The 14,971-nt window shown below is 73.8% G+C and carries 11 protein-coding genes and 1 pseudogene; 11 read left to right on the top strand and 1 reads right to left on the bottom strand.

From position 1 onward, the window contains the following. Positions 1-106 precede the first annotated feature (106 nt). The 8 genes from ACFV6X_RS00060 (at position 107) to ACFV6X_RS00025 (ending at position 11,108) form a co-directional block, all read left to right on the top strand. Positions 107-2,554 (top strand): SpoIIE family protein phosphatase, encoded by a 2,448-nt coding sequence (locus ACFV6X_RS00060; protein ID WP_385375232.1) that lies wholly within the window; start codon positions 107-109, stop codon positions 2,552-2,554. 154 nt (positions 2,555-2,708) lie between these two features. Further along, entirely contained in the window at positions 2,709-3,434 is a 726-nt protein-coding gene (locus tag ACFV6X_RS00055; protein WP_365455496.1) for a class I SAM-dependent methyltransferase, read from the top strand. Between the two features lie 147 nt (positions 3,435-3,581). Further along, entirely contained in the window at positions 3,582-4,415 is an 834-nt protein-coding gene (locus tag ACFV6X_RS00050) for a M55 family metallopeptidase (protein ID WP_385375229.1), read from the top strand. Further along, on the top strand, positions 4,408-5,712 hold the full coding sequence (locus ACFV6X_RS00045; protein ID WP_385375226.1) for a M20/M25/M40 family metallo-hydrolase: 1,305 nt from the start codon (positions 4,408-4,410) through the stop codon (positions 5,710-5,712). The genes ACFV6X_RS00050 and ACFV6X_RS00045 overlap by 8 nt, the downstream gene beginning before the upstream one ends. A gap of 4 nt (positions 5,713-5,716) precedes the next feature. Further along, the gene (locus ACFV6X_RS00040) at positions 5,717-7,681 is read left to right on the top strand and encodes a prolyl oligopeptidase family serine peptidase (RefSeq protein ID WP_385375223.1); all 1,965 of its coding nucleotides are present in this window, start codon (positions 5,717-5,719) and stop codon (positions 7,679-7,681) included. Next, on the top strand, positions 7,678-8,601 hold the full coding sequence (locus tag ACFV6X_RS00035; RefSeq protein WP_385375220.1) for an LD-carboxypeptidase: 924 nt from the start codon (positions 7,678-7,680) through the stop codon (positions 8,599-8,601). The genes ACFV6X_RS00040 and ACFV6X_RS00035 overlap by 4 nt, the downstream gene beginning before the upstream one ends. 126 nt (positions 8,602-8,727) lie before the next feature. Next, complete coding sequence (locus ACFV6X_RS00030; RefSeq protein ID WP_385375218.1) at positions 8,728-10,512, top strand: CocE/NonD family hydrolase; 1,785 nt, start codon at positions 8,728-8,730, stop codon at positions 10,510-10,512. Between the two features lie 44 nt (positions 10,513-10,556). Next, on the top strand, positions 10,557-11,108 hold the full coding sequence (locus ACFV6X_RS00025) for a GNAT family N-acetyltransferase (protein WP_385375215.1): 552 nt from the start codon (positions 10,557-10,559) through the stop codon (positions 11,106-11,108). Here the strand turns inward: ACFV6X_RS00025 and ACFV6X_RS00020 are convergent. Continuing rightward, positions 11,080-11,425 (bottom strand): annotated as a pseudogene (locus ACFV6X_RS00020) (DUF6204 family protein). The gene ACFV6X_RS00025 and the pseudogene ACFV6X_RS00020 sit on opposite strands and share 29 nt — an antisense overlap. A 61-nt stretch (positions 11,426-11,486) precedes the next feature. Between ACFV6X_RS00020 and ACFV6X_RS00015 the strand changes: the two are divergent. From ACFV6X_RS00015 to ACFV6X_RS00005, 3 genes are all read left to right on the top strand, one after another. Continuing rightward, on the top strand, positions 11,487-12,383 hold the full coding sequence (locus tag ACFV6X_RS00015) for an arginase family protein (protein ID WP_385375212.1): 897 nt from the start codon (positions 11,487-11,489) through the stop codon (positions 12,381-12,383). A gap of 40 nt (positions 12,384-12,423) precedes the next feature. Then, entirely contained in the window at positions 12,424-14,388 is a 1,965-nt protein-coding gene (locus ACFV6X_RS00010; RefSeq protein ID WP_385375209.1) for a DUF5107 domain-containing protein, read from the top strand. A 66-nt stretch (positions 14,389-14,454) separates the two neighbouring features. After that, complete coding sequence (locus ACFV6X_RS00005; RefSeq protein ID WP_385375206.1) at positions 14,455-14,958, top strand: phage holin family protein; 504 nt, start codon at positions 14,455-14,457, stop codon at positions 14,956-14,958. Positions 14,959-14,971 lie beyond the last annotated feature (13 nt).

Raw genomic sequence — 14,971 nt, 5'->3', positions numbered from 1 at the left:
CCGGCGGCCCCTATTCCCGTGTTGGCGCACATCGCGCACGGACGGCGCCGTACGGTGGTGAGCCGGGGCACAGATCTTGCACCGCCGTGGAGAGAGGGCCTGGGCCATGAGGCATGGCACCGACCGAGAAGCACCTCCCGGCCGACCGGCCGGTGGCGCCGCGCCGGTGGGACGGGTCCCGCTGGCCGTGGTCGTGGTGGACCGCGAGGGCCTCGTCTCCCACTGGAGCACCGGCGCGCGACGGCTGTTCGGCACCGCCAAGGAATCGGCGATCGGCCGCCCGGTCGGCGACCTGCTGCCCGTCTCCGGCGCGCTGCCGGCGGACCAGGAGGACTCGCCGTACGGGCCCTACGGGGCGTACGACGGTCTCGGTCCGGACCTCGGGGCCTCGCTCGACGGCGGGTTGTCCTACCCGGCCGCGGGCAGTGCCCGCGTCACCGGGCCGGACGGCGGCCGGGTCGCCGTGCTGTGGTGGGCGTACCCGCTCGTGGGGCCCGGCGCGGAGCGGCTGCTGGTGCTCGCCGCCGACGCCGACGCGCTGCGCCGGCAGGGGACCGGCGAGGACGCTGTCGTCGAGCGGATCGCGCCCGCCTTCGCCCTGCACACCGACTTCCCCGGCGCAGACGAGCTGGCCCGCCGACTCCCCGAGATCCTGCCCAGCATGAGCGTGGGGGAGAGCGCCCGGATCGTCGGGCAGGTCCTCGAACTGGGCTACCCGGTGCTGGAGTTCAGCCAGAACGACCGTGTGCCGGTCACCCCCGACTGGGGTGTGCCCCGGCGTGCCGAGCGCAAGGCGCGGCGCGAGCGGCTAGTCCGGGCGATGGCCGCGGGTGAGCCCGTACCGGACGAACTGCGCGACGTGGCCGAGGACCTGGAGCACGCCGCCGTGCGCGAGCGTCTGGAGTTCCTCAACGAGGTCAGTGGGAGGATCGGTACCTCGCTCGACCTGGCGCGGACGATCGTCGAGGTCAGCAGGGCGGTCGTACCGCGCTTCACCGATGTCGCGGGCACCTATCTGCGCGAGCAGGTCGTCGCCGGTGAGGGTTTCCCGGACGGCGCGCCGGACACGACGACCATGTGGCACCGGGTGGCCCTGGAGCACACCGACGAACCGGGCCGCTGGGACGACGTCGTCCCCGTGGGCGAGGCCATGCCGTTCCCGGCGCACACGCCGTTCTTCCAGTGCATGACCACCGGCGAGCCCGTCCTCGTGCCCCGGATCAGCGAGCGGATGGGCCACGCCATCGCCTCGCAGTTCGAGAAGCGGGACATCCGGCCCCTGATCACGGGCCGCAGCATGCTCGTCGTACCGCTGAAGGCCCGCACCGTCGTGCTCGGATTCATGGTCCTGCTGCGGCATCCGGAGCGCGCCGACTTCAACGACATGGACCGCGTCACCGGCGCCGAACTCGCCGCCCGTGCCGGCCTCGTGCTCGACAACGCGCGCATGTACACCTTCCAGGAGAGCGTCGCCGAGACCCTCCAGGACAGCATGCTGCCGCACATCCCGCCGCGCATGGCGGGCTGCGACATCGCCACCCGCTATCTGCCCGGCACCCTGCTCGGACGGGTCGGCGGCGACTGGTTCGACTCGGTGAAACTGCCCGGCGCGCGCACCGCGTTCGTCGTCGGCGACGTCATGGGGCACGGCCTCAACTCGGCGGCCATGATGGGCCAGTTGCGCACGGCGGTGCAGACCATGGCCGCCCTCGACCTGCCGCCCGCACAGCTGCTGCGCAACCTCGACGACCTCGCCCAGCGGCTCGGCGACACCTATCTCGCGACCTGCCTGTACGCCGTCTACGACCCGATCGCGAGCGAGCTGCACCTCGCCAACGCGGGCCACATCCCGCCCGTGCTCGTCCGCGCCGGGGACGGCCGTAGCGACCTGCTCGACCTGCCCACCGGCGCGCCCATCGGCGTGGGCGGGGTGCCGTTCGAGACGGTACGCGTGCGGGTGGAGCCCGGTGACCGGCTGGTGATGTGCACCGACGGGCTGGTCGAGATGCGCGGCGAGGACATCGGTGTCGGACTCGCCACGCTGTGCGAGTCGGCCGCCCACCCGGCGGCGTCCATGGACGACGCCTGCGACACGATCATCCGCGCCCTGGGCGCCCCCGGCGGACGCAAGGACGACGTCGCTCTCCTGATGGCCCGTTTGAACGGCATCGAACCCGGCGACGTGGCCGAATGGCGCTTCCCCCTCGACCCGGCCGAGGTCGGCCGGGCCCGCGCGGTGGTCCGCGAGCAGCTGCACGAGTGGGCGCTGTCCGGGCCGGCCGCGACTGCCGAGCTGATCGTCGGCGAGCTGGTCACCAACGCCGTACGGCACTCCCACCGCGGGCCTGTCGGGCTGCGCCTCGTGCGCGGCGACACCCTGCTGTGCGAGGTGGACGACGACGATCACGACCTGCCGACGCTGCTCGGCGCGGGGCCGCTCGACGAGGCCGGGCGCGGGCTGCGCGTGGTGAGCACCCTCGCGCGCGAATGGGGCGCCAGCCGAACGAAGGCGGGCAAGACCGTCTGGTGCGAACTCACGCTGCCGCGCCGCTGAACCCACCCCTGGGGCGGCGTCCTCCGGTCGAACGAGCCGTGAAGGTATGCGCGGTGTGTGCGCCGTGTTCTTGTGACCGCGCGCCGGGCGCGATACACCCGTACTGGCCCGTCGCCCATGGCGGGAAAACGGCGTCGTACCTGGGGAGTTGGCCATGAGCGTGACCAGTCGGTACCGGGAGGCCTGGGAAGGGTTCTGGCGCGAGGCGCCGGGCGGGCAGGGCGCCGTCCTCTGGGACGCCGAGCCCGTGCTGACCGCCGGACGGCATGTGGCCCTGTTCGAGCCGCGGCTGGCCGACCCCGGCCTGCCGATGATCGACCTGGGCTGCGGCAACGGCACCCAGACGCGTTTCCTCGCCGCGCGCTTCCCACGCGTCCTCGGCGTCGACCTGTCCGTGGCGGCCGTCGCGCACGCCGAGGAGGCGGACCCGGCGGGGCAGGCGACGTACCGGGAGCTGGACGCCGCCGACAAGACCGAGGTGGAGGTCCTGCGCGCGCAGCTCGGCGACGCCAACGTGTACATGCGCGGTGTACTCCACCAGTGCGAGCCGGGTGACCGGCAGCCGCTCGTCGACGGGATCGCGACCCTCGTCGGCGAGCGCGGCCGGGTTTTCCTGGTCGAGCTCGCCGAGGCCGCCGGACTCGTCCTGCGCGGCCTGGCGCAGAGCCCGGACGGACCGCCCGCCAAGCTCGCCCCGGTCTTCCGGCACGGCATCGCGCCGGGCGAGGTCGCCGACGCCGCGGTGCCCGAGTACCTGACCGCCGCCGGCCTCACCGTGCTCGCGAGCGGCGACCTGCCGCTGACCACCACCGAGACCCGGCCCGACGGCACCCGGATCGAGCTGCCCTCGAAGTGGCTGGTCGCGGGCCGCACCGGGTGACGCGGCCCCGGCACGGTCGCGTAGGGTCGGACCGCCTGGCTCGTGGGCGGTCCGGTCCTGCGCGGGGGCCGCGGACACCGGCTGAACCACCGGTGCGGGTCATCCCGTCCTGGTCGCCCGCCGATTCTCCGCGTAACGTGACGCACCATGAAGATCCTCATCAGCGCCGACATGGAGGGCGCCACCGGCGTCACCTGGCCGGCGGACGTGCTGCCCGGGACACCCCAGTGGGAGCGCTGCCGATCGATGTTCACCTCGGACGTGAACGCCGCCGCGCTGGGCTTCTACGACGGCGGCGCCGATGAGGTCGTCGTCAACGAGGCCCACTGGACCATGCGCAACCTGCTGCTGGAGCAGTTGGACGAGCGGGTGCAGATGCTCACCGGCCGGCACAAGTCGCTGTCCATGGTCGAGGGCGTGCAGCACGGCGACGTGGACGGGATCGCCTTCGTCGGCTACCACGCGGGCGCCGGCGCCGAGGGTGTCCTGGCGCACACCTACCTCGCGAACTCCATCACCGGCGTGTGGCTGAACGACGTACGCGCCAGCGAGGGGTTGCTGAACGCGCATGTCGTCGCCGAGTACGGGGTGCCCGTGGTGCTGGTGACCGGCGACGACGTGGCCTGCGAGGACGCGCTCGGGTACGCGCCCGAGGCGCTGAAGGTGGCCGTGAAGGACCATGTGTCGCGGTACGCGGCCGTGTGCCGGACACCGGCCAGGACCGCCGCCGACATCCGGGCCGCCGCCAAGGAGGCGGCCTCGCTGGCCGTCCGGTACGAGCCGGCCGTGTCCGGCCCGCACACCGTCGCGGTCGAGTTCGACGCCGAGCACCTGGCCATGGCGGCGACCGTGGTGCCGGGCGTGGAGCGGACCGGGGAGCGGAAGGTGGCGTACGCCTGCGCGACCATGTACGAGGCGATCCGCGCCTTCAAGGCGGTCACCACTGTCGTCTCGGCTGCCGTGGAGGAGCAGTATGGCTGATCAGCAGGCGCTGGACGAGGTCGTGGAGTTCACCTCCGGCCTCATCCGCATCGACACCACCAACCGGGGCGGCGGCGACTGCCAGGAGCGGCCGGCCGCCGAGTACGCGGCCGAGCGGCTCGCCGAGGCCGGTCTCGAACCCACCCTCCTGGAGCGCACCAGGGGGCGCGCCAACGTGGTCGCCCGGATCGCGGGCACCGACCCGTCCGCCGACGCGCTGCTGGTGCACGGGCATCTGGACGTCGTGCCCGCCGAGGCCGCCGACTGGAGCGTGCACCCGTTCTCCGGCGAGGTCCGCGACGGGGTCGTCTGGGGCCGGGGCGCGGTCGACATGAAGAACATGGACGCGATGATCCTCGCCGTCGTGCGCTCCTGGGCCCGGCAGGGCGTCCGGCCCCGGCGGGACCTCGTCATCGCGTTCACCGCGGACGAGGAGGCCAGCGCCGAGGACGGCTCCGGCTTCCTCGCCGACCGGCACCCCGAGCTGTTCGAGGGGTGCACGGAGGGCATCAGTGAGTCCGGGGCGTTCACCTTCCACGACGGGTCGGGCCGCGAGATCTACCCGATCGCGGCCGGGGAGCGCGGCACGGGCTGGCTGAAGCTCACCGCGCGCGGGCGGGCCGGGCACGGCTCCAAGGTCAACCGCGAGAACGCGGTGACCCGGCTGGCCGCCGCCGTCGCGCGGATCGGCGCGCACGAGTGGCCGCTGCGGCTCACCCCGACCGTGAGCGCGGCCCTGACCGAACTCGCCGCGCTGTACGGCCTCGGCACCGGCCTCGACGACGTCGACCGGCTGCTGGAGAAGCTCGGCCCGGCCGCCAAGCTCGTCGAGGCCACCGTCCGCAACAGCGCCAATCCGACCATGCTGGACGCCGGCTACAAGATCAATGTCATTCCGGGGGAGGCCGTGGCCCATGTCGACGGGCGCTTCCTGCCGGGCGCCGAGCAGGAGTTCCTTGACACCCTCGACCTGCTCGTCGGGCCGGACGTGGAGTGGGAGTTCGAGCACCGCGAGGTGGCGCTCCAGGCGCCGCTGGACTCGCCGACCTACGCGCGGATGCGGGCCGCCGTCGAGGAGTTCGCCCCCGAGGGGCATGTCGTGCCGTACTGCATGTCGGGCGGCACCGACGCCAAGCAGTTCTCCCGGCTCGGCATCACCGGCTACGGCTTCGCGCCGCTGAAGCTGCCCGAGGGCTTCGACTACCAGGCCCTTTTCCACGGCGTCGACGAGCGGGTGCCCATCGAGGCGCTGCACTTCGGCGTCCGCGTCCTCGACCGGTTCCTGCGGGACGCCTGACCACATGGGGGAGAACGTGCAGACCCTGCCGTACGGTTCCTGGCCGTCGCCCATCGACGCGGCCCTCGCCGCCGCGCACGACGGGCACCCGGAGTTCGTGGGGTTCGTCGGCGACGAGGCGTGGTGGACCGAGCCCCGGCCCACCGAGGGCGGCCGGCGCACCCTGGTGCGGCGGCACGCCGACGGCACCGAGGAGTCCGTGCTGCCCGCGCCGTGGAACGTGCGCAGCCGGGTCATCGAGTACGGCGGGCAGCCCTGGGCCGGAGCCCTGGTCGACGGGCGCCCGGTCGTGGTGTTCGTGCACTTCGCCGACCAGCGGCTGTACCGGTACGAGGAGGGCGCCGAGCCCCGTCCGCTGACCCCCGTGTCGCCGGTGGGCGGCGGGCTGCGGTGGGTGGATCCGCAGCTGCGGGTGGAGCGCGGCGAGGTGTGGTGCGTGCTGGAGGAGTTCACCGGCGACGGACCCACCGACGTGCGGCGCGTCCTGGCCGCCGTGCCGCTGGACGGCTCCGCCGCCGGGGACCGGGGCGCGGTACGCGAACTCAGCGACGGCCGCCACCGGTTCGTCACCGGGCCGCGTCTCTCGCCCGACGGGCGGCTCGTGGCGTGGCTCGCCTGGGATCATCCGCGGATGCCCTGGGACGGCACCGAGCTGGTGCTCGCCGAGGTGACGGACGACGGCACGCTCACCGCGCCCCGCACGGTCGCCGGCGGTCCGGACGAGGCCATCGCGCAGGCCGAGTTCGACGCCGACGGCGCTCTGCTGTACGTCAGCGACCGCACCGGCTGGTGGAACCTCTACCGCGACGGCGAACCGCTGTGCCCGCGCGAGGAGGAGTTCGGCGGGCCGCTGTGGAAGCTCGGCCACCGCTGGTTCGCGCCGCTGGACGGCGGGCTCGTGGCCGTCGTGCACGGCCGCGGCGCCACCGCCCTCGGCATACTCGACCCGGAGACCGGCGAGGTCGTCGACGCGGCCGGCCCCTGGACGGAGTTCGCGCCCGCCCTCGCGGTGCACGGCGAGCGGATCGTCGCCGTCGGCGCCAGCCCACGCAGCGCCTACGAGGTGGTCGAACTGGACGCCCGCACCGGGCGGGCCCGGGTGATCGGCGCCGAGCACGACGACGTGGTGGACCCGGTGTTCTACCCGGAACCCCAGATCCGCGCCTTCACCGGCCCCGACGGGCGCGAGATCCACGCGCACGTCTACCCCCCGCACCACCCCGGCTGCACCCCGCCCGGCGCCGAGCTGCCGCCGTACGTCGTCTGGGCGCACGGCGGTCCGACCAGCCGCTCCGCGCTGGTCCTCGACCTCCAGATCGCCTACTTCACCTCGCGCGGCATCGGGGTCGCCGAGGTCAACTACGGCGGCTCGACGGGCTACGGCAGGGAGTACCGGGAGCGGCTGCGCGAGCAGTGGGGCGTCGTCGACGTCGAGGACTGCGCGGCCGTCGCGCTCGCCCTCGCCGAGGAGGGCACCGCCGACCCCGAGCGGCTCGCCGTACGCGGCGGCAGCGCGGGCGGCTGGACGACGGCGGCGTCGCTCACCATGACCGACGTCTACGCCTGCGGCACGATCAGCTACCCGATCCTCGACCTGGCCGGCTGGGCCACGGGGGAGACCCACGACTTCGAGTCGCACTACCTGGAGGGCCTGGTCGGACCGCTCGCCGAGGTGCCCGGGCGGTACGCGGAGCGCTCTCCGGCCGGGCACGCCGACCGGATCACGGCGCCCTTCCTGCTGCTCCAGGGCCTGGACGACGTGATCTGCCCGCCCGCCCAGTGCGAGCGGTTCCTCGAGGAGATGGAGGGGCGGCAGGTGCCGCACGCGTACATCGCCTTCGAGGGCGAGGGGCACGGATTCCGGCGGGCGGACACCATGATCCGCGCCCTGGAGGCCGAACTCTCCCTGTACGCACAGGTGTTCGGGCTCAACCCGCCCGGGGTGGCGACGCTGGAGCTGACCAGGTGAAGGAGCTCGTGAGACCGCCCCGGCTGGCCGCCGGGGCCCGGGTGGCCGTCGTCGCGACGAGCGGGCCGGTGCCCGAGGAACGGTTGCAGAGCGGGCTCGACGTGCTCCGGGGCTGGGACCTCGACCCGGTGGTGGCGCCCCATGTGCTGGACCGGCACGACGAGTTCCGCTACCTGGCGGGCACGGACGCCGACCGGGCCGCCGACTTCCAGGCCGCCTGGTGCGACCCTTCCGTGGCCGCCGTGCTGTGTGCCCGCGGCGGGTACGGGGCGCAGCGGATGGCCGACCTGCTCGACTGGGACGCGTTGCGGGCGGCCGGGCCGAAGGTGCTCGTGGGCTTCAGCGACGTCACCGCGCTGCACGAGGCCTTCGCCGCCCGGCTCGGGCTGGTCACCCTGCACGGGCCGATGGCGGCCGGCGTCGACTTCATCAAGAACGCGCGGGCGCAGGACCATCTCCGGGCCACGCTGTTCGCGCCGGAGACGGTCCGTACGATCGCCTCCCGCGGCGGCGCGCTGGTGCCCGGCCGCGCCCGGGGCGTGACGTTCGGTGGCTGCGTGAGCCTGCTCGCCGCCGAACTGGGCACGCCGCACGCCCGAACCGACGTCCGGGGCGGGCTGCTGATGATCGAGGACGTGGGGGAGGAGCCGTACCGGCTCGACCGGATCCTCACCCAGCTGCTGCGCGCCGGCCGGTTCGACGGGGTCGCCGGGATCGCCCTCGGCTCGTGGCTCGACTGCGGTCCGTACGAGCAGCTGCGCCCGGTGCTCGCGGAGCGGCTGGGCGGGCTCGGGGTGCCGGTCGCCGAGGAGTTCGGGTTCGGGCACTGCGAAGGGGCGTTGACGATTCCGTTCGGTGTGACGGCGGAGCTGGACGCGGAGGCGGGGACGCTGACGCTGGAGGAGCCGGCGCTGCGCTGAATTCCCGTCAGTTTCCGCGCGGAAACCACAGTCACGGTGATTGACCTCGACTGACACGTGTCACAGCATGACAACCGGCCAGTACGTACTGGCCGGTATCCGGGTTGTCCTCAGCGTGGAGGTCTCGTGTCCCGACGTGTGCCCAGATCCCGTGCCGTCCTCGCCGCCGCTCTCGGCGCCGCGCTCGCCGTCCCCCTCGCCGTCACCGCTCCCGCCACCGCCGCGACCGGCCGGTACTCCGTCACCGCCCTGAGGTTCACCGTCCAGGCGGGCGGCCGCACCTGCACGATCGACGCCGATCTCTACCGGCCCGCGGGCGTGGACCGCGCCCGTCCGGCCCCCGCCGTCCTCGCCACCAACGGCTTCGGCGGCAGCAAGGACGACGGCTCCACCGACGCCGTCGGACGGAGCTTCGCCCAGCGCGGCTACGTCGGGCTCGTCTACTCCGGACTCGGCTTCGGCCGCTCGGGCTGCCTGGTCTCGCTCGACGACCCGGCCGTCGACGGCAGGGCGGCCTCGCGACTCGTGGACTTCCTGGCCGGCGGACGCGCCGCCGACGACGGCACCAGCGCCGACTTCGTCACCCTGGACGGCCCGGGTGACCCGCGGGTCGGGATGATCGGCGGCTCCTACGGCGGGGCCGTCCAGCTCGCCACGGCCTCCGTCGACCATCGGCTCGACGCCCTGGTGCCGATGATCACTTGGAACGACCTGGCGTACTCGCTCGCCCCGAACAACGCCGTCGGTGCCGGTGACGTGCCCGGCGTCTTCAAGTGGCAGTGGACCAACGGCTTCTACCTGATCGGCGAGGGCCAGCCGCTGCTCCGACCCGGCCTCGACCTGTCCCGCGTCAACTCCCTGGCCTGCCTGCACTTCGTCACCCGGGCCTGCGAGACCGTCCGCACCCTCAACTCCGGGAGCTACCCGGCCGACCGGACCGCGGACCTGCTCGACTACGCCCGCAGCGTCTCCCCGGCGTCCTACCTGCACCGGGTCCGGGCGCCGACCCTGCTGGTCCAGGGTCAGGCCGACAGCCTGTTCAACCTCAACGAGGCGACCAGGACGTACCGGACGCTCACCGCGCGGGGCATCCCGGTGAAGATGATCTGGCAGTCCTGGGGCCACAGCGGCGGCATCGACCACCCGGCGGCGGGCGAACTCGACCCCGCGGCGGGCAACCTGGAGACCAGCTACGTCGGCAAGCGGATCCTGGCCTGGTTCGACCGCTATCTGCACCGCAGGGCCGACGTCGGCACCGGGCCCGCGTTCGCCTACTACCGGGACTGGGTGAGCGACCCCGGAAGCCGCTACGCCACCGCCGACCGACTGCCCGCGCCGGGGCGGAAGCTGTACCTCTCCGGTGACGGCAAGCTGGTCGACAACCGCCGGAAGGTCGCGCGGGGCAGTCGGACGTACCTCAACTGGCTGACCCCCACGAGCCATTCGGAGAGTTCCCTGACCGGGATGCTCGGGCTGCTGGACCCCGCGCCCCACGACACCGAGGGGACCCACCTGGCCTGGACCGGTGAGGCGCTCGGACGGGCCGTGGACGTGGTGGGGGAGCCCCGGGCCACCCTGAAGGTGGTCTCGCCGACGGCCGAGCGGACCCAGACGTCGGGCGACGCCGCCGACCGGCTGGTGCTGTTCGCCAAGCTGTACGACGTCGCCCCCGACGGCACGCAGACGCTGGTGCACCGGCTGGTCGCGCCGGTCCGGGTGCCGGACGTGCGCGCACCGTTCACCGTGACGCTGCCCGGGATCGTGCACCGCTACGAGCGGGGACACCGGCTGCGGTTCGTGGTCGCGGCGAGTGACGGGGCCTACCACGGCAACCGCGGGATCAAGCCGGTGACCGTGGTGAGCGCGCCCGGTGCCACCGGGTCGCTGGAGCTGCCCGTGGTCCAGGACTGACGGCCGAGGCTGCGGCGGCCGGGGGCCGGTCGTAGGGTGGCGGGATGCCGCACATCGCGTCCCGCCATCTCGCCGAGGGCCCCCGCGTGGGCATACGCCACTTCACCTACGAGGACGGCGCCGAGTTCACGGCGCGGGTCCGGGAGAGCAAGGATCTGCACCACCCGTGGCTCTTCCCACCGGACACGGCCTCGGCGTACGCCCGCTATGCCGGCCGGCTGATCGAGGACCCGGGCAGCGCCGGGTTCCTGGTCTGCGAGACGGACACCGGCGCCCTCGCCGGGTACATCAACATCAACAACATCGTCGGCGGCGCCTTCCAGAGCGGTGCTCTCGGCTACGGCGCCTTCGCGCACGCCGCCGGGCGTGGCCTGATGCGCGAGGGGCTGGACCTGGTGATCGACCATGCCTTCGGGCCGATGCGGCTGCACCGCCTGGAGATCAACGTTCAGCCCGGCAACGCCGCCTCCATCGCCCTGGCCCGCGCCTGCGGGTTCCGCCTGGAGGGCTACTCGCCCCGGATGCTCCATGTCGACGGCGCCTGGCGGGACCACGAGCGCTGGGCGCTCACCGCCGAGACCCGGACCTGTAGTTGATCTTCATGGTGTCCAGGTCGGTGACCGTCGAGCGCAGTTCCCCGAAGCCGTGGCCGAGCCCACGCAACATCGTCCCGGCGCGCTCCTCGGCGAGCGCGGCCGCCATCTCCTCGCCGTCCCAGGCGTCGGACACGACCACAAAGCGCATCGAGAAGTGCTTCAGCGGCGACGCCTCGTACGACAGCGTCCCCTCCTCGGTGAACCGCATGCTCGGCATCCCGTGATCGGCGGCCTCCGCCAGCAGCCGGCTCCTGGCCGTCGCTCAGCGCGTCCCAGGTACCCCGGACGATGACCCGGTAGGTGTGCTGCTCGCTCATGCGTCCGTCCTCGCGTGAAAGTCGTTGAAGGCCCGACTGTACGTCGGGAAGGATGCCGGACATGCGGAACATCGTGGTGATCGACGCCCCCTCGAACCTGGGCCTGCGCCCGCCCGCCCCGGGCGCCGTGCCCGGCTGCTACAAGCTCGCCGGCGCCCTGCGCGAACAGCGGATCGTGCAGAGGTTGCGTGCGCGGGACGGCGGGGTCGTGGTGCCGCCGCGCTACGACCGCGGGGACTGGCAGGAGGGCGACGGGGTGTTCAACGCCGCCGCCATCGCCTCGTACACGCGCAGGCTCGCCGACCGGATAGAGCACCATGTGCGCGCCGGGGACCTCCCCCTCGTGCTCGGCGGCGACTGCTCCATCCAGCTCGGCGCGTCCCTGGCACTGCGCCGCGTCGGCCGGTACGGGCTGGCGGCCGTCGACGCCTCCGCGGACTTCCGGCACCCGGGCAACTCGGACCGCGTGGGCGCGGCCGGCGGCGAGGAACTCGCCCTGGCCACCGGCCGGGGCCAGGAGGATTTGACGAACCTGGAAGGCCTGAAACCCTATCTGCGGGACGAGGACGTACGGCTCTTCGGGATCCGCGACGACGATCCGGAGCGTGCCGAACTCGCCGCCCTGAAGATCCCGGTCGTGACCGTCGGCGACATCCGTGAGTGGGGCGGTGAGGCGCTCGCGCGAGCCACCGCCGAGGCCTTCGAGGTCCCCGAGGTGCAGGGGTTCTGGGTGCATCTGGACGCCGACGTGCTCGACCCGGGCGTGATGCCCGCCGTCGACAGCCCCGACCCCGGCGGACTGCTCCCCGCCGAACTCGTGGCCCTGCTGCGTCCGTTGCTCGCCTCATCGCACTGCGCCGGCCTCAACGTGACCATCTACGACCCCGACCTCGACCCCGAGGGCACGGCGGGCGCGCTCCTCGCGGACGTCGTCGTGGACGCCTTTGCGCAATCCTGACCGGCCGTTCCCCTGGCCAGCTCGGCGGCGGGCGGGTTCCATGGTGATCGTGACGACGATCCGACGTGACGTAGTGACACTGCCCGCCGCCGAGTTGGGACCGGACAACCCCCTGCCCCCGCTGCGGCCCCTCGACGAGATGCACCGCGTCGACGACCGGGACCGCGAGGAGCTGCCGCGTGACATGGCGCGGCAGGTCGGGTACGAGCCCTTGCGCAGCCTGCTGCCGGTGGGCGTCCGGGACGGCTACGAACGTGCCCGCGCACCAAGGGACTTCGACGCCGTGGTGATCGAGAACGACCGGTTGCGCGCCACCGTGCTGCCCGCCCTCGGCGGGCGGCTGGTCTCACTGGTCCAGCTGCCGTCCGGCCGTGAACTCCTCTACCGGAACCCGGTGTTCCAGCCCGCCAACTTCGCCCTCAACGGCGCCTGGTTCTCCGGTGGCGTCGAATGGAACATCGGCGCCACCGGCCACACCACCCTGTCCTGCTCACCTCTGCACGCCGCCCGCGTCCCCGCCCCCGACGGCGGCGAGATGCTGCGCCTGTGGGAGTGGGAACGGCTGCGGAACCTGCCGTTCCAGGTGGACCTCTGGCTGCCCGACGGCTCGGACTTCCTCCACGTGGGCGTCCGCATCCGCAACCCGCACGAGCGGCCCGTGCCGGCCTACTGGTGGTCCAACATCGCCGTTCCCGAGGAGTGCCGGGTGCTCGCCCCGGCCGAGGAGGCCTGGAACTTCAGCTACGAGCGCCGCCTGCGCCGCGTGCCGGTCCCCGCGCACGACGGGATCGACCGCACGTATCCCCTCAACAGCTCCTACCCCGCCGACTACTTCTACGAGCTGCCCGAGGGACGGCGGCCCTGGATCGCCGCGCTCGACGCCGAAGGGCAGGGGCTCGTGCAGACCTCCACCGACGTGCTGCGCGGGCGCAAGCTGTTCGTGTGGGGCTCGGGCGGCGGCGGGCGGCGCTGGCAGCAGTGGCTCACCGAGCCCGGCACCGGCGGGTACTGCGAGATCCAGGCCGGACTCGCCCGGACGCAGCTGGAGCATGTGCGGCTGGAGCCGGAGAGCGAGGTGTCCTGGCTCGAGGCCTACGGGCCGCTGCGCGCGTCCCCGGAGGGCGACGACTGGGCCGGGGTGGTCCGCGACGCCGAGGCGCGGCTGGAGGCGGTGCTGCCGCGCGCGGACGTGGTCGCGGCGTACGAGGCCTGGAAGCCGTGCGCCGACGCCGAACCCCGCGAGCGGCTCGCGACCGGCTCGGGCTGGGGTGCCCTCGAAGTGCTGCGCGGCGGCTGGAAGCTGCCCGGCACGCCCTTCGAGGAGGGCACCCTCGAAGACGCCCAGGCGCCGTGGCTCCAGCTGCTGCGGGCCGGATCGCTTCCCGAGCCGCGCCGGGTACGGCCCCCGGGCCGGACGCCGGTCGGGCCGCACTGGCGGGACATGCTGGAGACGGCACCCGCGACGCCCCTCGCCGAGTACCACCTCGGGGTCGCGCAGTGGCACGCCGGGGACCGGGCGCAGGCGGTGCGCAGCTGGGAGCGGGCGCTCCCGCTGGCCCCCTCCGTCTGGCCGCTGCTGCGCTGCCTGGCGGTCGCGGACCGAGAGCACGGCCACCACGAGCGGGCCGCCGACCGGTACGTGGAGGCCTTCGACGACCTGTGCCGGGAACGGCGCGACGACGGTGAGGTGTGGACGGCGGCCACGGCGGCGCTGGGCCGGGAGGCGATCGGCGCGCTGCTCGCCGTGCGGCGTCCGGGGCAGGCGCGGGCCGTGTGGGGGCGGCTGCATCCCGCGACGCGGGCCCGGGGCCGGTTCCGGCTGCTGGAGGCCGAGTTGCTGGCCGCCGAGGGGCGGATCGAGGACGCCCGCGCGGTCTTCGAGGCGGGCTTCGAGGTGGCCGACCTGCGGGAAGGGGACGAGGTCATCGGACGGTTGTGGGAGCGGATCGACGGCGGCCCGCTGCCCGCACGGTACGACTTCCGGATGCGGCCGCCCACAGCCTGAGGCCCCCGCCGCCACACCCCGTTGGAGGCGGCGTTACGCGGTGGTGGCCAAGGGTACCCGGCGGCCATGGACCGCATGGATCATCTGGAGCACCTGGACAAGCATCTGGTCGACGAGCTGGCGCAGGTCGCGCGGGAGACGATCCGCGACGAACTGCGCCAGCAGACGCGCAAGCAGCGCCGCAAGGCCACGCTGTACGCCGCGTCCGGTGCCGTCGCCCTGTACGCTGGCGCGGCCGTCGCCCTCGCCGTGGGGCTGGCGCTCGCCCTCGTCCTGCCGGGCTGGGCCGCCGCGCTGATCACCGCGGCGATCCTCGGCGTCGTCGCCTACCTGCTGCGCGGCGCCGCCAGGCCGCACGCCGCCGGGACGCCGCACGGGCGTGCCGAGCTGACGGCGGACCAGGAGCGCGCGCACGGCGCCGTCCCGCCCGCCGGCCCCGGCGACGCGTCGTACCCGCCGGTGCCGCCCGTCCCGCCCGCGCCGCCCGGGGCCACCGCGCCGACCGAGGGGCCGGGCCCGCTGCCGCGGCCGGACGGCATCGACCCCGGGGGCCCGCACCACCGCGCCTGACGTGGAGCACGCA

The sequence above is a fragment of the Streptomyces sp. NPDC059861 genome, assembly GCF_042731435.1.
GTDB lineage: Bacteria > Actinomycetota > Actinomycetes > Streptomycetales > Streptomycetaceae > Streptomyces.
Note: the sequence above shows the minus strand (reverse complement) of the source record. Positions and strands in the feature narration are given on the sequence as shown.